This is a genomic window from Crossiella sp. S99.2, from assembly GCF_023094165.1.
In the GTDB taxonomy this organism is placed as follows: Bacteria; Actinomycetota; Actinomycetes; order Mycobacteriales; family Pseudonocardiaceae; genus Crossiella.
The window spans coordinates 182,529-206,482 of record NZ_JALMDK010000018.1 but is presented as its reverse complement, the minus strand read 5'-3'; the positions used below and the strand labels follow the sequence as shown (position 1 = coordinate 206,482).

Annotated in this window: 2 protein-coding genes; both read right to left on the bottom strand. The window is 71.3% G+C overall.

Features of this window, described 5'->3' with window-relative positions; all coding sequences use genetic code 11:
- Entirely contained in the window at positions 1-21,861 is a 21,861-nt protein-coding gene (locus MZC64_RS42810) for a non-ribosomal peptide synthase/polyketide synthase (RefSeq protein ID WP_247765219.1), read from the bottom strand.
- Complete coding sequence (locus tag MZC64_RS42805; RefSeq protein WP_282106779.1) at positions 21,858-23,849, bottom strand: AMP-binding protein; 1,992 nt, start codon at positions 23,847-23,849, stop codon at positions 21,858-21,860. Before MZC64_RS42805 ends, MZC64_RS42810 begins: the two co-directional genes overlap by 4 nt.
- Positions 23,850-23,954: the final 105 nt, after the last annotated feature.

Here is a 23,954-nt window from a genome sequence, read left to right as displayed (position 1 = left end):
TCAGTTCCTTTCCAGTTCGCCCAGCAGCCGGGTCAGCAGGTCGCCCACCGCGGTGGCGGGACGGCTGTCGAGCAGGTCGTTGTGGCTGGCCTCGATCGGGTGCACCGCGATGGCCCCGGTGACGTGCGGCTGCCACAGGTCCGGTTCGCGGCGGGTCTCGCCCGGGTCGAGCCGGGTGGCCTGGCAGAACACCAGATCGCCGTCGTAGGTCCGGGGCAGGTGACGTCCGGCCAGCTCGTTGTTGTTGACGAACACCGCCTTGACCGACTCGATGCGGTGCGGCGGCAGGCCGTCGAGTTCGGCGGGGACTTCCACGCCGTCCAGGAGTTCGGTTTCCGAGCGCGGTGGCGTGTGCCGGTCGCGGGGGTAGGTGTCGAGCACCGCGAGCAGTTCGACCTCGGCCCCGGTCTCGCGCAGTTGCACGGCCATCTCGTGCGCGACCAGGCCGCCGAAGCTCCAACCGACCAGTCGGTAGGGACCCGTTGGCTGGATTTGACGCAGCCGGGCCACGTACTGGGCGGCCATCTCGGTGATGCTGCCCGCGAGCTTGCCGGTGCCGTCGAGTCCGGCGGCCTGCAAGCCGTAGACCGGGTAGCGGGCGGGCAGGTGTCGGCTGAGCTGGACATAGCTCCAGCTCATGCCACCGAGGGGGTGCACGCAGAACAGCGGGGTGCCGGTGCCGCCGGGCCGTAGCGGCAGCAGCATGGCCAGGGGTTCGGATTCGCTGCCCGCGCGCAGCCGGGTGGCGAGTCCGGCGACCGTGGGTGACTCGAACAGGCTGCGTACGGTCAGCGTGCGCGCCGAGCCGCCCAGTTTGCCGCGGATCCGGCTGAGCAGGCGGGTGGCCAGCATGGAGTGGCCGCCGAGGGCGAAGAAGTCCTCGTCCACGCCGACCTCGGGCAGGCCGAGCACATCGGCGAACAGTCCGCACAGCACGTGTTCGTCCGCGGTGGCCGGTGGCCGCCCGAAGTAGACCTCGCGTTCGGGTTCGGGCAGAGCGGCGAGGTCGAGCTTGCCGTTGGCGGTGACCGGGAATTCCGGCAGCACCACGATCGCCGAGGGCACCAGGTGCGCGGGCAGCCGGGCGGCCAGCGCCCGGCGCAGGTCGCCGGGTTCGGCGGTGCCGGTGACGTAGGCGGCGAGCAGGTCGTTCCGGGCCAGCACCACCGCACGGTCCACTGTGGACAGATCGGTGAGGGCCAGTTCGATCTCGCCCGGTTCCACCCGGATGCCGCGCACCTTGAGCTGGGCGTCGGCCCGGCCGACGAAGTGCAGCCGTCCCTCGGCGTCCCAGCGGACCAGGTCGCCGGTGCGGTAGAGCCGTCCGCCGGGGGTGAACGGGTCGGCGATGAACCGTTCGGCGGTCAGGCCGGGCTGGCCGGCGTAGCCGCGGGAGACCTGCGCCCCGGCCACGTACAGCTCTCCGGGCACGCCCGGCGGGACCGGCCGCAGAGCGGCGTCCAGGACGTGCACGCGGGTGTTGTCGATGGGCCGTCCGATGGTGACCAGTGCCCGGCTGCCGGGGTCCGTTGCCGGGTCCCAGAAGGTGGCGTCGCAGGTGACCTCGGTGGAGCCGTACTTGTAGTACAGCGGGATGCCGAAGGCGGCGGTGAACCGGTCGTGCAGGTCGCGGCTGAGCGCCTCACCGCCGACGAAGATCCGCCGCAGTCCGTGCAGTCGCGCCGGGTCGATTTCGGCGAGCAGCAGTTCCAGCATGGACGGTACAAAGTGGACAGTCGTGATTCCGTGCTGGGAAACCATGTCCGCCAGATACTCGGGATCGCGGTGGCCGCCGGGTGCGGCGATCACCGTGGTGGCGCCGGACTGCAACGGCCAGAACAGTTCCCACACCGACACGGTGAAGCCGATGGGGGTCTTCTGCAGCACCCGGTCGTCCGGGCCGAGCCGGTATTCGGATTGCAGCCAGCCGAGGTGGTTCACCACCGAGGCGTGTGAGACCACGACGCCCTTGGGGCGGCCGGTGGAGCCGGAGGTGAACATGACGTAGGCCGCGTTCTCCGGCTGGAGCGTGATTTCCGGGTTGGTGGCCGGGGATTCGGCGAGTCGGTGCGCGGTGGCCGGGTCGTCCAAGGCCAGGCCCGGGATGTCGGTGCCCGAGGTGGTGAGCACGAGCACCGCTCCCGCGTCCGCGATCATCCTGGCCGCCCGTTCCGGTGGGTTGTCCAGGTCGACCGGGGTGTAGGCGGCTCCGGCCTTGGCCACCGCGTGCGCGGCGACGATCAGGTCCAGGGAGCGCGGCAAGGCCAGGGCCACCACGGATTCCGGGCGAACACCCTCCTCGATCAGCAGGTGTGCCAGTTGGTTGGCTCGCCGGTTCAGCTCGGCATAGCTGATCGTGACTTCGCCGTCGATGACTGCGGTGGCCTCGGCGTGTTCGGTGGCCGCGGCCTCGAACAGGGTGACCAGGGTGGCGGCCGGGCGGTCCGATTTGGTGCGGTTCCAGGTGTTCAGGACCAGCTCCGGCTCGGCGGGCAGTAGCACGTCCAGCTCGGTGATCGAGGTTTCGGGTGTGCTGCTGGCTTGATCGAGCACGCGCACCAGGCGTTCGGCGAGTCCGCTGGCGGTGCCGGAGTCGAAGAGCGCGGTGGCGTACTGGAGTTCGCCCTCGATGCCGTCCGGCTCACCGTCCACATCGAACAGTTCGGTGAGGCTGAAGGACAGGTCGAACTTGGCCGCGGGCAGTTGCGCGTCGACCGGTTCGATCCGCAGGCCGGGCAGTTCCAGGTCGGCCTGGGCGTTGTTGCGGAAGGACAGCATCACCTGGAACAGCGGGTGCCTGCCGGTCGACCGCGCCGGATTGAGCGTTTCGACCAGGCGCTCGAACGGCAGGTCCTGGTGCTCATAGGCGTCCAGGTCGGTGCGCCGGACCCGGCCGAGCAGTTCGGCGAAGCTCGGCGACCCCGCGGTGTTGGTGCGCAGGACCAGCGTGTTGAGGAAGAACCCGATCAGGCCGTCCAGGGCCTGGTCCACCCGGCCCGCGGTCGGGGTGCCGATCGGCAGGTCCGATCCGGCGCCGAGGCGGTCCAGCAGGGCGGCGAGTCCGGCCTGCAGCACCATGAACACGGTGACGCCGTGCGCTTCGGCGAGTTCGGCCAGCCGTCGGTGCAGGGCCGGGTCGATCCGCAGTGGCACCGCGGCGCCCGCGCCGGTGGACAGGGTGGACCGGGGCCGGTCGGCGGGCAGGTTCAGCTCCTCGGGCGCACCGGCGAGTGCGGTGGTCCAGAAGTCCAGGAGTTCGCCGCTGAAGCTGTCGAGGAGCTGGTCCTGCCAGAGCGCGTAGTCGGCGTACTGCACCGGCAGTTCTGTCCACTCTGGACGGTGTCCGAACAGTCTGGCCTGGTACGCGGTGGCCAGATCAGCGGCCAGTGGGCGCAGGGATTCGGCGTCCGCGGCGATGTGGTGCACCAGCAACAGGAACACCGACTCCCGTTCGGACTGCCGCAGCACCCAGGCCCGCACCGGGATCTCGGTGGCCAGGTCGAAGGTGTAGGTGGCGGTGGCGTCCAGGTGCTCGGCCAGTTCCGTGGCCGGGACGTCGGTGATCTCCAGGCGTGGCTTGGCCTCGCCCGCGGGCAGCACCACCTGGTAGGCCCCGGCCTCGTCCTCGCCGAGCACGGTGCGCAGACTTTCGTGCCGGGCCACCACATCGGCGAGGGCGGCGGTGAGCGCGCCGGTGTCCGGGCTGCCGGTCAGCCGCAGCGCGAGGGGGATGTTGTAGGCCGGGGACGGGCCTTCGAACCGGTGCAGGAACCACAGTCGCTTCTGGGCGAAGGACAGTGGGATCCGGGTGGGCCGATCGCCCGCGGTGATGCCGGGGCGGGCCTGGGCCATCCGGTCCAGCCTGGCCGCCAGTCCGGCGATGGTGGGCGCCTCGAACACGTCGCGCACCGGCAGTTCCACGCCCAGCACCGCGCGCACCCGGCTGACCAGCCTGGTCACCCGCAGCGAGTGTCCGCCCAGCTCGAAGAAGTTGTCCGCGGTGCCCACCGACGGCACGCCGAGCACCTCGGCGAACAGGCGGCTGAGAATTTCCTCGCGCGGCGAGCGCGGTCCGCGACCCGGGGCGGCGACCGGTCCGGCTGGCACCGGCAGCGCCCGGTGGTCGAGCTTTCCGTTGGGGGTCAACGGCAAACTGTCCAGGACCACGATGCCGGACGGGACCATGTAGCGCGGTACCGAGGCGGCGAGCCGGGTGCCGATTTTGACGCGGTCGAGTTGGTGTCCGGGGGCGGGCACGACGTAGGCGAGCAGTTGGCGTTCGCCCTGCGCGTCCTCGCGGACCACGACCGCCGCCTGGGCGATGTCCTCGGCGCCGGTGAGCACCGATTCGATCTCGCCGGGTTCGATCCGGAAGCCGCGGATCTTGACCTGGGTGTCGGCCCGGCCCACGAACTCCAGCTGCCCCGTTGCGTTGTACCGCAGCACATCGCCGGTGCGGTACATCCGGCCGCCGGGAGTGAACGGGTCGGCGACAAACCGCTCCGCACTGGCGATGGGCTGCCCGACGTAGCCACGGGCCACCCCCGCACCACCGAGGTACAGCTCGCCCGGCACACCCGGCGGGACCAGGCTGAGCCGGTCGTCGAGCACGTAGGCCCGCATCCCGGTCATCGCCCGGCCGATCGGGATGGTCGCGCCGGGCACCAGGTCCCGGACCCGGTGGAAGGTGGCGAAGGTGGTGGTCTCGGTGGGCCCGTAGACGTGCACCAGTTCCGGGCCGCCCGCGGCGAGCACCCGGCGGAACGCGGCGGGGGAGACCTGCTCGCCTCCGGTCCAGACCTGCCGGACGGTGCCGAAGACGGAGGGGTCCTCTTCGGCGATGACGTTGAACAGCGCGGTGGTCAGGAACAACGCGGTCACCTGCTCGGCGACCAGCAGCCGCCGCAGTGCGGTCAGGTCCAGCTCACCGGGTGGGGAGACCACGATCCGGCCGCCGTTGAGCAGCGGCACCCACAGTTCGTAGGTGGCGGCGTCGAAGGCGTGCGGGGAACGCAGCAGCACCCGCTCGTGCGCCCCGCCGCGCCAGCATTCGTCGGTGGCCAGGGCCACGATGTCCCGCTGGGACACCGCGATGCCCTTGGGTGTGCCGGTGGAACCCGAGGTGTACATGACGTACGCGAGTTGCGCGGGGTGCGCAGGGACATCCGCGACAGTGTCCACTTCGGACAGATCGGCGAGGTTGAGCACCGGCCGGTTCTCGGGGAGGCCGGGTCCGGCGGCGTCGTGGGTGAGCACCAGCAGGGCGCCGGTGTCGTTCAGGATGCGGCTCAGCCAGGTCGGCGAATGCCTCGGGTCCAGTGGTACGTACGCGCCGCCGGCCCGCAGTACCGCGAGGGTGGCGACCACCAGGTCCAGGGACCGCTCCAGCCAGAGGGCCACCGCGGTTTCCGGGCCGACACCGTGTGCCCGCAGGTGCGCGGCGACCCGGCGGGCCTGGACGTCCAGTTCGGCGTAGCTGGTGGACTTCCCGGCCTCGACCACGGCCACCGCGTCCGGGTTGGCTGCCACCTGGGCGTCGAACAGCTCGATCACGGTGGCCGCCGGGATCTCCTGCGGGGCGCCGTTCCAGGTGGTCAGCAGGTGCTGCCGATCGGACTCCGCGAGCAGGTTGATCTTGCTGAGTGGCAGCTCCGGGGCGGTGACCACCTCGGTCAGTACTCGCTGCAGCCGGTCGGTGAGGGTGGCGGCGGTATCGCGGTCGAAGAGGTCGGTGGCGAATTCCAGCGCACCGGCCAGCGCGCCGTCGTGTCCGTCTGCAAAGGACAGTGAGAGGTCGAACTTGGCCGAGGCGGAGGTGACCGGCTCGGGTTCGGCGGTCAGGCCGGGCAGCCGGAGGGCGGGCAGTTGGCCGGTGTTGTCCAGCATGATGGTCACCTGCACCAGGGGCTGCTGGGCGGTAGAGCGTTCCGGGTTGAGTGCCTCCACCAGGTGCTCGAACGGCACGTCCTGGTGCGCGTAGGCAGCCAGGTCGGTGCCCCGGACCCGGCCCAGCAACTCGCGGAACGACGGGTCGCCGGACAGGTCGGCGCGCAGCACCAGCGTGTTGACGAACAGGCCGACCAGGTGCTGCGCGGCCGCGTCCGTGCGGCCCGCGACCGGGGTGCCGAGCACCACGTCGGTACCGGCGCCGTGCCGGGACAACAGGGTGCTGAACGCGGCGTGCAGCACCATGAACAGCGTGGCCCCGTGCTGTTGGGCCAGCCGGGTCAGCGCACCGCGCAGCTCGGCAGGGACGGTGAAGGCGACCGAGTCGCCGCGGTGACTGGCCACCGCCGGGCGTGGCCGGTCCGTCGGCAGTGCGATCTGCGCCGGAGCGTCGGCCAGGGTGTCCACCCAGTGGCCGAGCTGCCGGGACAGTTCGCCGTTGCCGAGCACCTCGCGCTGCCAGACCGCGTAGTCGGCGTACTGCACCGGCAGTGGCGCCCAGCGCGGGGATTGCCCGGCGACGCGGGCGGTGTAGGCGGTGCTCAGGTCGGCGGCCAGGGTGGCCATGGACACCGCGTCGCCCGCGATGTGGTGCAGCACCAGGACCAGCACGGATTCCTTGGCGCCGAGCTGGAACAGCCAACCGCGGAACGGAACCTCGGTCGCCAGGTCGAACCGGTATCCGGCGGCCTCGGCCAGCGCGTCCTCCACGGCCTCGGGCGAGACCTCGCGGACTTCCAGGGCTGGGTGGCCATCGGCGAGCACAATCTGCCTGCTGCCACGGCCGTCGGTGGCGAAGATCGTGCGCAGGGTTTCGTGCCGCATGGAGAGATCAGCCAGTGCCTGGTGGAGCGCGGGCACGTCCACCACGCCGGTCAGGCGCAGGGCGACCGGCACGTTGTAGGTGTCGGAGGGGCCGTCCAGGCCGTGCAGGAACCACAGTCGTTCCTGGCCAAAGGACAGCGGCAGCCGCTCCGGCCTTGGCTGCAATGCGAATCGCTCATGCCGGGGCACAGAGTCCAGCTGCGCGGCCAGTCCGGCCACCGTGGGCGAGTCGAAGAGCTGACGCAGTTCCACCCGCACCCCGAGCACTGCGCGGATCCGGTTGACCAGCACCCCGGCCAGCAGCGACTGCCCACCGGCGGCGAAGAAGTCCTCCTCGGCCGAGATCGAGTCCAGGCCCAGCACCTCGGCGAACAACGCGGCCAGGGTCTGCTCGGCCAGGCCCTCCGGCGCTCGTCCGCCCTGTTCCCGGCCTGGTTCGGGTAGGGCGCGGCGGTCGAGTTTGCCGTTGGGGTTCAACGGGATCTCGTCGAGCGTGACGAACGCCGACGGCACCAGGTGTGCGGGAAGTGTGGCGGCCAGCGTCGACCGGACGTCCTCAGTGGACAGCTCCGCGCGAGCGGGAACCAGGTAGGCGACCAGACGGTCCTCGCGGACGATCACGGCGGCCTGGGCGACACCGTCCACAGCGGACAGTGCGGACTCGATCTCGCCCGGCTCGATCCGGAAGCCGCGGACCTTGACCTGCTCATCCACCCGCCCGGCGTATTCGAGGTCTCCGGCCGTGTTCCAGCGGACCCGGTCGCCGGTGCGGTACATCCGCGTTCCGTTGGTGTCAAAGGGGTTGGCCAGGAAGCGTTCGGCGGTCAGCGCGGGCCGGTCGTGGTAGCCGCGGGCCAGTCCGGCCCCGGCCAGGTACAGCTCGCCCCACACGCCGGCGGGCACCGGCCGGAGGTGCTCGTCGAGCACGTAGACCCGGGCGTTGCCGATCGGGCGGCCGATCGGGACCGGGCCGGTGATCTGCGGCTCACCCGGGTGCAGGTGGAAGACCACGCAGCCCACGGTGGCCTCGGTGGGCCCGTACTCGTTGGTGATCACGGCGTCCGGATGCTTGTCCCGCCAGCGCTGCACCACCTCGCCGTCGAGGGCTTCGCCGCCGATGATCAGGTTGTACGCGTCGGATGCCGGTGCGGGCAGGGTGTCCAGCAGGCGCAGGTGGCTGGGGGTGACCTTGAGCAGGTCCGGCCGGGTGGTGTGCTCGTCGAGTGCGCCGAAACGGACGCGACCGCCGGTGATCAGCGGGGTGAACAGTGTCGTGACCGGCATGTCGAAGGCCACCGAGGAGTGCACCAGCGCCTCGCCGGAGGCCGCCGGGTACATGGCCTCGGCCTCGCTGAGGTAGGCGGCCAGCGCGGCGTGTTCGATCACCACGGCCTTGGGGCGTCCGGTCGAACCGGAGGTGTAGATCAGGTAGGCGGCCGACCGCGGATCGATGGCCAGGTCCAGGTTCTCGCCGGGCAGCTCGGACAGTCCACTGTGGAAGGTGGACGCGGTGATCACCAGGTCCGCGCCGGAATCGGTGACCAGCAGGTTGATCCGCTCGGCTGGGTAGGTGTGGTCGATGGGCAGGTAGGCCGCGCCGGACTTGAGCACCGCGAGCAGTGCCACCATCAACTCGGCCGACCGGGGGAGCACCACCGGGACCACCGAACCCGCACCGACTCCCTGAGCACGCAGGTGCCGGGCGAGCTGGTTGGCCCGGAGGTTCAGCTCGGCGTAGCTCAGCGAGTGCGTGCCGTCGAGCACCGCCACCGCTTCCGGTGTGGTCGCGGCCTGTTCCTCGAGCCGCTGTGGCAGCAGGGTTTCCGGCCGGGCCTTGGCGGTGGCGTTGCGGGTAACCAGGAGTTCCGTGCGCTCAGCCGGGGTGAGCAGGTCCACGGCGTGCACCGGCTGTTCCGGCGTGGCGGTCACCTGCTCGACCAGGCGCAGGAAGCGGGCGCCGATGGCCTCGACGGTGGCGGCGTCGAACAGGTCGGTGGCGTACTCCAGCACGCCGGTCCAGGAACCGTCCTCATCGGACAGTGCGAGGGACAGTTCGAACTTGGCCCGGTCCAGGGGCAGGTCGCCGATGGTGGTGTACAGGCCGGGCAGGCTGGGGGCGGCCTGTTGTGCGTTGAGGGTCAGCATCACCTGGAACAGCGGGTGCCGGGCCCGCGAGCGCACCGGGTTGAGTGCCTCCACGAGCTGCTCGAACGGCACGTCGGCCCTGGCGTAGGCGGCCACGTCGAAGGCGCGCACCCGGCCCAGCAGTTCGGTGAAGGACGGGGTGCCGGACAGGTCGGTGCGCAGCACCAGGGTGTTGACGAACAGGCCGACCAGGCCCTCCAGTGCGGCGTCCGGCCGTTCGGCCACCGGGCTGCCCAGCACCACGTCCGGCCCGGCGCCGAGCCGGGACAGCAGAGCGGCGAAGGCGGCCTGCAAACCCATGAACTCACTCGCGCCGTGCGCGCGGGCCACCGCGGCGAGCCGGGCACGCAGGTCGGCGGGCACGGTGAGCGGGACCGCGCCACCCCGATGACTCGGTGCGGCGGGCCGCGGCCGGTCGGCGGGCAGGCTGATCTCGTCCGGGATCCCGGCCAGCGCCTTGGTCCAGAAGCCGAGCTGGTCTTCGGCGAAGTCCCGTTGCCACAGCACGTAGTCCGCGTACTGCACTGGCAGCGGCGCCCACTCCGGCGCGTGGCCGGCCAACCGGGCGGCGTAGGCGGTGGCCAGGTCCGCGGCCAGCACCGGCATCGAACCGCCGTCCGCGGCGATGTGGTGCAGCAGCACCAGCAACACGTGCTCGGTCGCGCCGACCCGCAACAGCACCGCCCGCGCGGGCAGCTCCCGGTCCAGTGCGAACGAACCCTGCGCCGCCCGCGCCACCTCATCGTCCACAGTGGACGGATCAACCTCGATGACGGTGAACTCGGGCGCGCGGTCGGTCACCACCTGGTAGACCTCGTCGCCGTCCTCGGCCACGATCGTGCGCAGGGATTCGTGCCGGGTCACCACATCGGCGAAGGCCGCCCGCAATGCGGACACGTCCAGTTCGCCGGACAGTTTCAGCGAGATCGGGATGGTGTAGGTGGCGGACGGCCCGTCCAGGCGGTCCAGGAACCACATCCGGCGCTGGGCCGGGGACAGCGGCACCCGCTCCGGGCGTTCGCGTCGGCGCAGCGCGGGCCGGGCGTCCCGGCCGGCCGCGACGAGCCGGGCGATCCCGGCGACGGTGGAGTTCTCGAACACGTCCTTGATCGAGATTTCCACACCGAACCCGGCGCGGACCTGGTTGACCAGGCGGGCCACCAGCATCGAGTGCCCGCCCAGGGTGAAGAAATCGGTGTCGGCGAAGGCTTCCGGCACCCCGAGCAGGTCGGTGAACAGCGCCGCGACCTGGCTTTCCACGCCCTCGGCGGCGACTCGGCCGGTCTCGGTGTGCTGGGGTGCGGGCAGGGCCCGGCGGTCCAGCTTGCCGTTCCCGGTGCGCGGCAACACCTCCAGCTCCACGAACGCGGAGGGCACCATGTAGTCCGGCAGCACCCGGGTGGCCTCGGCGCGCAGTTCGTCGAGCCCGGCCGTGCCCACCACGTAGGCGACCAGTCGTTTGTCGCCGGGCTGGTCCTCGCGCACCACCACGGCGGCCTGGGTCACCCCGGGCACCGCGCCGAGCACGGCCTCGACCTCGCCCAGCTCGATCCGGAAACCGCGGATCTTGACCTGGTCGTCCACCCGGCTCAGGAATTCGAGGCGCCCCGACTCGGTCCACCGGGCCAGGTCGCCGGTGCGGTACATCCGCTCGCCGGGGGCGAACGGGTTGGCCACGAATCGGGCCGAGGTGAGCCCCGGCCGGTTCTGGTAGCCGCGGGTGACCAGCGATCCGGCCACGTACAGCTCACCGGCGGTGCCCACCGGCGCGAGCTGGAGCCGGTGGTCCAGCACCAGGATCCGGGTGTTCCACACCGGCGTGCCGATGGTGATCACGCCGGAGGGCAGTGCATCACCCGGTTCGATCCGGAAGACCGTGCAGCCCACCGTGGTCTCGGTCGGCCCGTACTCGTTGAGCACGGTGACCCCGGGATGCCCGGCCCGCCAGGCGTCGAGGGCGTCACCGAGCAGTGATTCACCGCCGAGCACCAGCTGACCGCTCGGCGAGTAGTCCTCGCCGACCACGTCGAGCAGCTGGAGGTGGCTCGGGGTGGCCTTGACGAAGGCGGGCTTGGCCACGCCCACGGTGCTGTCCGGCCCGGTTTCGTGCCACCGCACCAGTTCCACCCGGCCGCCGTGCAGCAGCGGGCCGACCAGGCCGGTGACGGTGAGGTCGAAGGAGAGCGGGGAGTGCACCAGCGAGTGCTCGCGCAGGCTCTCGTACTCGTGGGTGGCCCAGGACAGGTAGGCGACCAGGGAGCCGTGTTCGACCAGCACCGCCTTGGGCGTGCCGGTGGAGCCGGAGGTGTAGATCACGAACGCGGCGTTGCCCGGGGTGCTCGTGGGTGTGACCGGGTCGGCGGACTCGGCGCCGTCGGGCACCAGCACCGGGATGTCCCCGGCGGGCCCGGCCAGTTCCGGGGTGCTCACCACGGCCACCGGCGCGATGTCGTCGAGCATGAAAACCAACCGCTCGGTCGGCGTGCCCGCGGCCATCGGCAGGTAGGCGGCGCCGGTCTTGAGCACGGCGAGCACGGTGACCAGGACCTGCTCAGACACCGGCAGCAGCACGCCGACAAACCGCTCCGGACCCGCGCCCAGTGCGATCAGCCGTCGGGCCAGGTGGTTGGCCTGGCGGTCCAGTTCCGCGTAACTCAGCGCCGTGCCCTCGAAGACCACCGCGGTGGCTTCTGGGGTGCGGGCGACCTGGGCGGCGAACAGCTCGGTGAAGGTTGCGGTGGGCAGCTCGTGTGCGGTGTTGTTCCACTCCACCAGCAGCTGCTGCTGTTCGCCCTCGGTCAGCACCGACAAACTACCTACCGGTCGGTCGGGAGACTGCAGCACGGCGGTGAACAGGTCGGTGAGCCGGTGTGCGATCCGCTCGGCGGTACCGCGGTCGAACAGGTCGGCGGCGAACTCCAGGGCACAGGCCAGGCCGCCCTCGGGCAGTTCGCTGAGGAAGAAGGACAGGTCGAACTTGGCGGTGTCCGAGGTCAGTTCGAGCACCTGACCGGTCAGGCCGGGCAGTTCGTTGGCGCGTTGGTAGACCGCGCGCGCCTCGGCGTCCACCCAGTTCAGGTTGACCTGGAACAGCGGGTGCCGGGCGGTCGAGCGGGCCGGGTTGACCGCCTCCACCACCCGCTCGAACGGCACGTCCTGGTGCGCGTACGCGGCCAGACCCGCCGCCCGCACCCTGGCCAGCACCTCGGTGAAGGCCGGGTCGCCGGACAGGTCGGTGCGCAGCACCAGGTTGTTGACGAAGAAGCCCACCAGTCCGGCCACCGCGTCCTCACCCCGGTTGGCCACCGGCGAGCCGATCACCACATCGTCCCCGGCGCCCAGCCGGTGCAGCAGGGTGACCAGCGCGGCCTGCACCACCATGAACAGCGTGGCCTGGTTGCTCCTGGCCAGTTCGGACAGTCCACTGTGGACTTCGGTGGGCACCTGGAACTCGACCATGCCACCCCGGTGACTGGACACCGGCGGTCGCGGCCGGTCGGTGGGCAGCGCGAGCTGCTCGGGCAAACCGGCGAGGGCCTGCTTCCAGTAGCCGACCTGACGGCTCAGCTCACTGTCCGGATCGCTGGCCGACCCAAGCAGTTCCCGTTGCCACACAGCGTAATCCGCGTACTGCACCGGCAGCGGCGCCCACTCCGGCGCGCTGCCGCCGACCCGGGCGGTATAGGCGATGATCAGGTCACCGGCCAGGGGTTCCATCGAGAACGCGTCGCCCGCGATGTGGTGCAGCACCAGCAACAGCACGTACTCACCCGCGTCGAGGTCGAACAGCGTGGCACGCAGCGGCGGTTCCACCGCCAGGTCGAAGTGCACCTGCACGGCCTCGGCCAGCGTCGCGTCCAGATCGCCTTGCACCGCAACGGTGGCCAGTGGCGGCACCGCATCCAGGATCACCTGGTGCGGGCCGTCGGCGTCCTCGGCGAAGATCGTGCGCAGGGCCTCATGCCGTTGCGCCACATCGGCGATTGCCGCATCCAGCGCGACCACGTCGAGCACGCCGAACAGGCGCAGTGCCACCGGCAGGTTGTAGGTGGCCGAGGGGCCCTCGAAGCGGTGCAGGAACCACAGGCGTTCCTGGGCGTGCGAGAGCGGCAGCCGGTCGCCGCGTTCCCGGGCACTCAGCCGCGGGCGGTGGGCTGTGACGCCGTCCAGGCGGGCGGCGACCTTGGCCGGAGTGGTGGCGTCGAAGAGCACCGCCAGCTCGATCTCCGCGCCCAGCACCGCGCGGATCCGACTGGCCAGCCGGGCCACCGAGAGCGAATGCCCGCCGAGGGCGAAGAAGTCGTCGTCCAGGAACACCTCGGGCACCCCGGTGACCTCGGCGAAGATCTGGCAGAGCACCTCCTCGCGGACAGTCCGCGGTCGGCGGCCGGTCAGGGGTGCGAAGTCCGGGGCGGGCAGCGCGGAGCGGTCCAGCTTGCCGCTGGGCAGCGCCGGGAACACGTCCAGCTCCACCACCAGCGGCGGCACCATGTACTCCGGCAGCCGCGCGGCCAGGTGTGCCCGCAACTGCTCGTGATCCACCGGCCCGGCCGGGATGACGTAGCCGACCAGGCGCTGCTGGTGCACCGCGACCGCGGCCCTGGCCACGCCGGGGAAGCTGGTCATCGCGGACTCGACCTCGCCCAGTTCGATCCGCTGCCCACGCAGCTTCACCTGGTCATCGGCCCGGCCCTGGTACTCCAGCTCGCCGGATTCGGTCCAGCGGGCCAGGTCGCCGGTGCGGTAGATGCGGTCGCCGGGCGGGCCGTAGGGGTTGGCCACGAAGCGTTCCGCGGTCAGCCCGGAGCGGTCCAGGTAGCCGCGGGCCAGTTGCAGGCCGCCGATGTACAGCTCGCCGAACACCCCTGGCGCCACCGGGTTCAGCGCGGCGTCCAGCACATAGGCGGTGGTGTTGCGCACCGGCGGGCCGATCAGCACCGTGCCGGGTTCGGCCGGGGTGGGCCAGCGGGTGACGTCGATGGCGGCCTCGGTGGGCCCGTAGGCGTTGGTGAGCCACACATCCGGGTTCTTGGACTCGCGGTGGAAGCGCCGGATCAGCTCGGCCGGCATCACCTCGTCGCCGGATTCGATGGCGCGCACCGAGGCGGGCAGTTGTGCCTCGGCCAGGAAGGCGGCCAGCCGGGAGGCGCCCAGGTGCGCCACGGTCACCGATTCGGCGTGCATCAGCCGGGACATGTAGACCGGGTCGCGGTGCCCGCCGGGCTTGGGCACCACCAGGGTCGCGCCGCGGGACAGCGTCCAGAACACCTCCCACACCGACACGTCGAACCCGGTCGGCGTGGCCTGCAACACCCGGTCGGCCGGGCCGAGGCCGATGTCCTCCTGCATCCAGAAGAACCGGTTGTCCATACCGAGATAGGTGTTGAGCGTGCCCTTGGGACGGCCGGTGGAACCGGAGGTGTAGATGATGTAGGAGGGGCTGTCCGGGTAGGCGCGCACGCCGGGGTTGTCCGTGGACTCACCAGGCGCGGTGACCGGGAGGCGCTCGAAGCCGTCGAGGTCGCGTTCGGCCATCAGCAGGGCCGCACCGGAGTCTTCCAGGATGTAGTTGATGCGCTCCAGGGGATAGCCGGTGTCCACCGGGATGTAGGCCGCGCCCGCCTTGATGATCGCCCACAGCGCGACCACCAGGTCCACCGAGTAGGGCAGCATCACCGCGATCCGGGACTCCGGGCCGATACCGCGCCGGATCAGCGAGTGTGCGAGCTGGTTGACCCTGGCGTTGAACTCGCCGTAGGTCACCCGCTCGCCCTCGCACGCCACGGCTTCCAGTGCGGGGTCCTGGGCCTCCATCAGGTCGACGAAGTTCTCCGGCGGCAGGGTGATCCCGGTGCTGTTGAAGGATTCCAGCACCCGGGTGCGTTCTTCGGCGGAGAGCACGTCCACAGTGGACACACGGGTGGCCGGGTCGGCGGTGACCGCGGCCAGGATCCGGGTGAAGCGCTCGGCGAAGCGGTGCGCGGTCGCGTGGTCGTAGAGGTCGGTGGCGTACTCCAGGCGGCACAGCAGGCCGTCGGGGTGCACGTGGCAGTCGAAGTGCACGTCGAACTTGGAGGTGCCGCTGGTCACCGGGCCGGGTTCGACCTGGATGTGCGGCAGCACGATGTCGGCGTCGGTGAGGTCCAGCCAGGCCACCATCACCTGGAAGAACACGTGCCGGGTGCGGGCCCGCTCCGGGTTCAGCTCCTCGACCAGCTTCTCGAACGGCACATCGCGGTTGGCATAGGCGGACAGCCCGGTCTCGCGCACCCGGTGCAGCAGTTCGGTGAAACTCGGATCGCCCGCGGTGCTGATCCGGTAGATGATCGTGTTGATGAAGACGCCGACGACCTCGTCCAGGATCGGGTCGGGGCGGTCGCCGGTGATGCCGCCCAGCGGGATGTCCTCGCCGGCGCCGAGTTTGGTCAGCAGCAACGCGACCACGGCCTGCAGCACCATGAACGGTGTGGTACGGGTCTGCCCGGCGAGTTCGACCACCCGGTCGTACAGCTCGTGGCCGATGAGGAACTCCACGTGCGAGCCCTCGTAGGTGGGTGCGGCCGGGCGCGGACGGTCGGCCGGGAAGGTGACTTCCTTGGGTAGCGAGGCCAGGTTCTGCTTCCAGTAGCCGAGCTGCTTGGCCAGTTCCTCGGCCTGGGTTTCCTTCTGCCACAGCGCGAAGTCGGCGTACTGCACCGGCAGCGCGGCCAGGTTCGCGTCTTCGCCGCGGAGCCGGGCGGCGTAGGCAGCAGACAGGTCGTGCGCGAGTGGGGTCAGTGAGGCGCCGTCGGTGGCGATGTGGTGTAGCGCCAGGAACAGCGTGTGCTCCTGCTCGCCCAGCTCGAACAGGGTGACCCGCAGCGGGGTTTCCCTGGTCAGGTCAAAGGGATACGCGCCGGCCGCGTCCAGATCGGGGGTGCCGGTGCGCACCACCTCGAAGGGCAGCGGGGTGCCGACCGGCAGCACCACCTGGTGCGGGCCCTCGGCGTCCTCGGGGTAGATGGTGCGCAGGGCTTCGTGCCGGTCGACCAGGTCGGTGAGTGCGCCGTGCAGCGCGGGCACGTCCAGTGGGCCGGTGAGCTGGAGGGCGATCGGAATGGTGTAGCTGCCGCCGCCCTGGAGACGTTGCAGGAACCACATGCGTTCCTGGGCGAAGGACAGCGGCACCCGGTCCGGGCGTTCCCGAGCGGTGAGCCCCTGCTTTTGTGGGGCAAGGGAATCCAGCCGATCGGCCAACTCGGCCACGGTGGGGGCGGCGAAGAAGTCACGCAGGGACAGCTCGACGTCGAACTCCGCGCGTACCCGGTGCGCCAGCCGGATCATCACCATCGAGGTGCCGCCCAGCTCGAAGAACTCGTCGTCGATGGTGATCGAGTCCAGGCTGAGCACCTCGGCGACCATGGCGCACAACAGTTCCTCACGCGGGGTGCGCGGGGCCCGGCCGGTGGAGCGGGCGGCGAAGTAGGCCAGTTCGGTCTGCTGCCGATCACCGAGTACCAGCGCGCGTTCCTGTTCGGAGAACACCGCGGTGACCGGAGTGTCCACAGTGGACGCGGCTGACTCGAACAGCGCGCGCAGCTTTCCGGCGACGGTGGCCAGGGCTTCGGCACTGAGAACCGCGGTGTCCAGGGTGATGCGGAGTTGTTCGCCGGGGAAGACCGAGACGGTGAGCGGGTAGTGGGTGTCCTCGGTGTTGGCGGTGACCGCAAGCCGCAGCCCGGCGGTGTCCAGGCGTTCGGGCATCGGGTAGTTCTCGAAGGCCAGGATGGTGTCGAACAGCTCGGTCTGCCACAGGTCGGCCAGCCGCACGGTGTGTTGTTCGCCCAGGCGGGCCTGCTGTTCCTGCACCCGCGCGGTCAGCCCGGCCAGGCTCTCGCCCTCGGCGAGCTTGACCCGCACCGGCAGGGTGTTGATGAACAGGCCGATCATCCGGTCCACACCCGGCAACTCGGGCGGGCGACCGGCGACCGGTGCGCCGAAGACCACATCGTCGGCGCCGGTGAGTCCGGCCAGCACCAAGCCCCACAGGGCCTGGGCGAGTGCGCCGAGGGTGAGTCCGGCGGCGCGGGTGGTGGCGAGCAACGCGGCGGTCTGCTCGGCATCCAGGCGGATCTCGGTGCTGCGCGGGGTGTCCGGCGTGGCGTCGGGGGCCAGCACGGTGGGGGAGACACCAGACAGCTCGGCCTGCCAGAGCCGGGTCACCTCGGCGCGGTCGCGGTCGGCCAGCCAGGACAGGAACTCGCGGTAGGGCGTGCCGACGGGCGGGTTTTCGCCGCGGTACAAGGCGAACAGCTCGGCCAGTAGCGGGGGCAGCGACCAGCCGTCGAGGAGCAGGTGGTGGTGGGTGAAGACCAGCCGGGTGCGTTCCGGGCCAAGGCTCAGCGCGGTGAAGCGCAGCAGCGGCGGGCGGCGCAGGTCGAACCCACGGGCCCGGTCCGCGGCCAGGAACTCGGCCACCCCGGCTTCGTCGGTGGTGTGTTCGGCCCAGTGCTCGGTGATCGTGGCGGGCACCACCTGGACCGGGTCGGCGTCGCCGCGGGTGTGGAATCCGGCGCGCAGGTTGGGGTGCCGGGCCAGCAGCCGGTCGACCGCGGTGCGTAGCGCGGTCAGGTCGAGGTCGCCCTCGATGTCGAGCACGAGCTGGGCCACGTACGGGTCGGCGCCGGTGGTGTGCAGGGAGTGGGTGAGCAGGCCCTGCTGCAACGGGGCCAGGGGTAGCACGTCGGCCACGTCGCCGGCCGCCGCGCACAGCTCGTCCAGTTCGGCCTGGCCGATGGCGACCAGGGGCACATCCGAGGGGGTCAGGCCACTGCCGGCGTGCCGGGACAAGCCGATCAGCGCTGCCCGCCAGCGATGGGCCAGCTCGGCGACCCGGTCGGCGTCGAAGCTCGCGCTGGACCAGCGGGCGGTCAGCCGCAGCCCGTCCTCGGCCTCGCGCAGGTAGGCGTTGATCTCCAGTTTCGGCAGGAACGCCGGGTCGGTGGTGTTGTCCTGCAAGGGTGATCCGGCCAGCGGCCAGCCGAGCGCGGCACCGTCGAGGCGGCCGAGGTAGTTGAGGCTCACCGCCGGTTCGGGCAGGGCGGCCAGCAGTGGCCCGGTCTCCGGGTTGAGCCAGCGCAGCAGGCCGAAGCCCAGGCCGTCACCGGGAATCGCGCGCACCGACTCCTTGACGGCGCGCAGCACCCGGCCCGCTTCCACGTTGCCCGCGGCCAGGTCGGCCCAGTTCAGCGGGCCGGGGTCCAGGCGCACGGGGTGTGCGGTGGTGAACCAGCCGACCGTGGTGGCCAGGCCCGCGCCGAGGCGGCCGTGACCCTCCAGTTCCACTGTGACCGGGCGGCCGATCGCGGCGGCGAGTCCGGCCAGCAGCACGTCGTCACCATCCGCGCGGTAGGCGGCGGGCAGGTCGGTGAGCAGGCGAGCGGTGGTGGCGGCGTCCAGTTCGATGTCCACCGAGCGCAGGCCGTCCCCAGCACCGAGGTCCAGCGGCTCAGTGTCTAGGACCTCTTGCCAGCTGCTGAGTTCCGCGTGCACAGCGGGTTCGCTCGCGCGGGCGGGCAGTGAGTTTGCCCAGGTGCGCAGGGAGATCCCGGGCACGGACAGCCGGGCGGGGCGATCTTCGCGGATCGCGGTCAGGGCCTCGGCCAGGTCGGGCAGCAGCACCCGCCAGGACACCCCGTCGACCACCAGGTGGTGCAGGGACAGGATGAGCGTCCCGCCGGTCAGTTCGGCGCGCAGCACGATGCCAGCTGCCGGATCCAACCGATCGGTCAGGCAGTCGGGAGCCCGCACCGAGCCGACCGGGCGCACGATCAGCCGGTCGCCGTCCAGGCGCAGGCGCAACGCGTCGTGCCGGTCCAGCACCAGCTGCAACGCGGCCAGGAAGTCGGCTTCGGTCAGGTTCGGGGCGGACAGTTCCAGGGTCTGCGCGTAGTCCTGGATCGGCGCGCCGCGGGTGAGCAGCCAGCGCATGATCGGGGTCGGGACCAGCTCGCCGACCGGTTCGTCCACTGTGGACTCGGCGACCAGGGTGGCCGCGGCGGCGAGGTCGGTCAGCACCGGGTGCGCGAAGACCTGCCGGGGCGTGAGTTCGATGCCGTGCGCGCGCAGCCTACCGACCAGTTGGATGGCGATGATGCTGTCCCCGCCCTGGGCGAGGAAGTGCGTGTCCGCGCCGACCTCGGCGCCGAGCAGTTCGCCCAGTACCTGGCACAGCAGGCGTTCGGTCTCGGTGCGCGGTGCGGTCACCGGCGCGATCTCGGGTGCGGGCAGCGCGCGCCGGTCGACCTTGCCGTTGGGGGTCAACGGGATCTCGGTCAGTGGCACGACCACCGCGGGCACCAGGTGCGCGGGCGCGCGTTCGGTCAGCCAGGCTCGCAGATCGCCCTCGCCGCCGACCACGTAGGCGATGAGCTGTTTGACCCCGGCCTCGGAGGTGCGCACCACGACGTCGGCCTGCACCACCCCGGGCGCGGTGGACAGCAGTGCGGCCACCTCGCCGGGCTCCACCCGCTGACCGTTGATCTTGACCTGGGCGTCGGCCCGTCCGGCGAACTCCAGGAGTCCGTCCGCGCGGCGGCGGGCCAGGTCGCCGGTGCGGTACATCCGGGTCCCGGCCGGACCATACGGATCGGCCACAAAGCGTTCGGCGGTGAGTCCCGGCCGGTCCAGGTAGCCACGGCCGACCTGCACGCCGGCCAGGTACAGCTCGCCCACCGCGCCGATCGCGGCGGGGGCCAGCGCGGCGTCCAGCACGTGCGCGCGGGTGTTAGGCAGTGGGCGGCCGATGGCCACCGGCTCGCCGGGCACGGCCTGCCACCAGGTGGCGTTGACCGCGGTCTCGGCGGGGCCGTAGGTGTTGAGCAGCACCGTGTCCGGGCAGACCTGGGCGAAGCGTTCGACCAGTCCGGGCGGCAGTGCCTCGCCACCGGCGGTGACCATGCCCAGCGCCGGGGCGGTGGTGTGCTCGTCCAGGTAGAGCGCCAGCAGCGCGGGCACGAACTCGCAGGTGCTGACCCGCTGCTCGCGGATCAGCTCGGCCAGGTAGGCCGGGTCCTCGTGCCCGCCAGGCCGGGCGATGACCACGGCCGCGCCACTGGTGAGCGGCCACAGCAGCTCGTACACGGACACGTCGAACCCGTTGGGCGCCTTGAGCAGCATCCGGTCACCGGGGCCGAGCGGGTACTCCCGCTGCGCCCAGTCCAGCATGTTCGTGATGCCGGCGTGGGTGATCACCGCGCCCTTGGGCGTGCCGGTGGAGCCGGAGGTGTAGATCAGGTAGGCCGCGCCGTCGCCGTGCACGCGTACACCGGGGTTGTGCGCAGGGGATTCTGGCGCGTCCACTGTGGACACCACCAGCTTGGCGCCGGAGTCCTCCAACAGGAACAGCACCCGCTCGGCCGGGTAGTCCGGGTCCACCGGCACGTAGACCGCACCTGCCTTGAGCACCGCCCAGGCGGCCACCACGAAGTCGACCGAACGTTCCAGCAGCACGGCGACCGGGGTTTCCGGGCCCGCCCCGTGTGCGATCAGGTCGTGTGCCAGCCGGTTCGCGCGGGTGTTCAGTTCGCCGTAGGTCAGCGTTTCCCACTCGGTGACCACGGCGATCGCGGCCGGGTCCTGGTCCTCGAACATCCGCACCAGCGACCGGGTGGCCGGTTCGGTAGCGGTGTTGTTCCAGGTGGCCAGGGCGGCGTGTTCGGCCGGGCTGGTCAGCTCCAACGCGCCGATCGGGGTGTTCGGGTCGACGGCCACCGCGGTGAGCAGCCGGGTGAGGCGATCACGATGCCGGGTAAGGGAATCGGCGGTGAACCGCTCGGGGTGGCCGTGCAGCAGCAGCCGCACCGCGCCATCGCCGGTGTAGGCGTTGATGGTCAGATCCCGCACCGGACCAGCCGAAACGGGTCGCAGCACCGCGTCGATCCCGCCGAAACGCAGCTGGTCGGAGGTGAAGGACAGCACGTTCACCTCGGGCCCGGACAGCCCGTCGGCCAGCTCACGGCGCAGCAGATCGCCGGGGAACCGCTGGTGCCGGGTGGCCTGGGCGAGCCGGGCCTCGGTCTGCGCGGCCAGTTCGGCGAAGCTCATCCCTGGCCGAACGGACAGTCGCAGCGGTAGATCGTTGACCAGCATCGCGGGTGTGGCCAGGGCGACAGGGGTGAGCCGGGCGGCCAGGAACACCCGCACCAGCACCTCACTCGCGCCGGTGTGCCGGTGTGCGTGCGCGGCGGTGGCCGCGATCAACGGCACCGACCAGCGGCCCTGCGCCAGCGCGGCCGGGAGTTCGCCGGTGACCTCCAGGGTGCTCGGCGCGAGCCCGGCCGGACCCTCACCCAACTCGGTGGATTCGGGCAGATCGGCGAACTCGGCCAGCCAGTGGGAACGGTCACGTTGTGCCCGCGCCCCAACCTGGTATGCGCTTTCCTCGTGCACCAGTTCGGACAGCGTGCCGAAGGTCGAAGCGGGTGCTTCGACACCCTCGGCGAGGGCGTTGTGCAGCTCCAGCAGGCGGCGGGCGTAGAGCGTGAGCCCGTAGCCGTCCAGCAGGAGGTGGTGGTAGCGGAAGTACAGCCAGTGCCTGCCCTGACCCAGTTTCAGCAGCGCGTGCTCGAACAGCGGCCCGTCACCCAGCGGATCCGCCGCCCGCGCCCGGTCCGCCTGCACCCAGGCCCGCGCGGCCGCTTCGCCGTCGACGTCGAGCACGGTCAGCTCTCCCCGGATGTCCGGGTCGACCTGCTGGCTGACCTGCTCGCCGTCGGCGGTGAAGCGCACCCGCAGCGCCTCGGTCTCCGCGACCGCGCGCGAGATTGCCTGGCGTAGCGCGGATTCCGCGACGGCGCCGGGGATGTCGAGGTACACGGCGCAGGTGAACAGCGGGCTCGCCGGGGCGAGTTGCTGCGCGACCCACACACCGTGCTGGGCCGGGGTCAGGGGCAGGCGTGCGCTCACTGGCGGGTCTTCTCCTCGATCAGGGTGGCCAGCGCGGTGGTGAGGGCGTCCGCGGTGGGGTGGGTCCAGGCCAGTGCGGGGTCCACCACCAGGTCGTAGCGGTCCTCGACGTCGGTGGTGATGGCCAGCGTGGTCACCGAATCCAGCCCGTACTCGGCCAGCGGCCGGGCCGGGTCGATGTCGGCGGGCCGGCGGCGCAGGTAGGTGGCCACCCGCGTGATCAGCCAGTCCCGCAGTTCGGTGCGCCGTTGCCTGGTGCCGGCGAGCAGCGGGTCCTCGTTGCTGTGCAAGGGCTCCAGCAGGCCGGCCAGGTAGTTGCGGCGCATATCCGAGCGGCGGACCTTGCCGCTGGTGGTGCGCAGCACCGCGCCGGGCCGGACCAGCACCACCCCGCCCACCGGCACGCCGAACTCGCGGGCGATGGTCTGGGTGGCGGCCTCGGCGATCGCGCCGAGCTGCTCGGGGGAGTGGCTGCCGCGGATCTCCTGCACCAGCACCACGACTTCGCCGCCGGCACCGTCCACAGTGAACGCCACGCTGTGCAGTCCGGCGAGTTCCTCGTGCTGGTCGCGGACCTCGTGTTCGACGTCCTGCGGGTGGATGTTGCGGCCGTGCACCACCATGGTGTCCTTGTGCCGCCCGGTGACGAACAGGTCGCCTGCCAGCCAGCCGCCCAGATCGCCGGTGCGCAGGTAGGGCCCGCGGCCGTCGGCGGTGTGCGCGTCGAAGGTGGCCTCGGTGGCCTGCCGGTTGCGCCAGTAGCCCTGGGCCACGGTGTGCCCGCCCAGCCAGATCTCACCGATCCGGCCGTCCGGGCGGACCTCCCGGGTGTGCGGATCGACCACCAGCACGTCGAAACCGCAGGAGATACCGCAGCCGACCAGGTCCCGCGCGGGCACACCCGGTGCGGCGGCGCGCAGTTCGCCCTGTTCCAGCGCGGGCACGTCCACCGGGACCGCGTGTGGTGGCCTGCCGTGGGTTCCGGTGGCCAGCAGGGTGGCCTCGGCCAGGCCGTAGGTGGGCAGCATCGACCGCGGGCGGAACCCGGCCGGACCGAAGCGGTCGATGAAGCGGTCCAGGGTGGCCGAGCGCACCGGCTCGGAGCCGTTGATCGCCGCGCGCAACCGGGAGAGGTCCAGTTCGGCCAGCTGTTCGTCGGTGACCCGGCGGCTGCACTGGTCGTAGCCGAAGTCGGGGGAGGCGGTGGCGTTGACGTCGAAGCGGTCCAGCACCTTGAGCCAGTGGTGCGGGCGGCGCAGGAACGCGGTCGGGTCGAGCTGGACGAACCCGGTGCCGCACAGCGTGCCGGTGATCAGGTGCCCGATCAGGCCCATGTCGTGGTAGAGCGGAATCCAGCCGCCCCAACGGGATTGCCGGTCCAGGCCGAAGGTGGTCCGGATGCTCTCCGCGTTGTCCAGCAGGTTGCCGTGGCCGACCATCACGCCCTTGGGGCTGCCGGTGGAGCCGGAGGTGTACTGCAACAGCGCCAGGCTGTCCGTGCTCAGCGCGGGCCTGCGCCAGTCGCCAGGATCGGCCTCGACGGTGTCGGTGACGCCCACCGGCAGCGCGGACAGGCCCTCCTCGGCGGTCCACTTCTCCACCGAGTCCAGCGTGGCCGAGTCGGTGAGCAGCACCGCGACGTCGGCGTCCCTGGCGATGCCCGCGGTGCGGTGCCGTTCGTGCCGGTAGCGGCCGGGGCGCGGGCAGGGCACGGCGACCAGGCCGGCGTACAGGCAGCCGTAGAAGGCCACGCCGAACTCCACGCCCGCGTTGAACAGCAGCAGCGCCCGGTCGCCAGGGGCGAACCGGCCGGCCAGCCAGACCGCCAGTCGCCGGGCCCGCTCATCGAGCTGCGCGTAGGTGAGCCCGATGTGACCCATGGGGTCATCGACATCGGCCACGAACGTCACCGCTACGTGTTCGGGCGCATTCTCTGTGCGACTTTGCAGGGCGGATACCAAGTCTTTACTCTGCGACTTTTCGTCCATGCTTCAGGACCTCCGGGTGTCTACGATGCACTTCGTGAGAGCGGTTTCGCAAGTTTGGAAATCTTTGTCATCCAAGCGGGTGTGAGGGAGGGCACTCCGCGTATG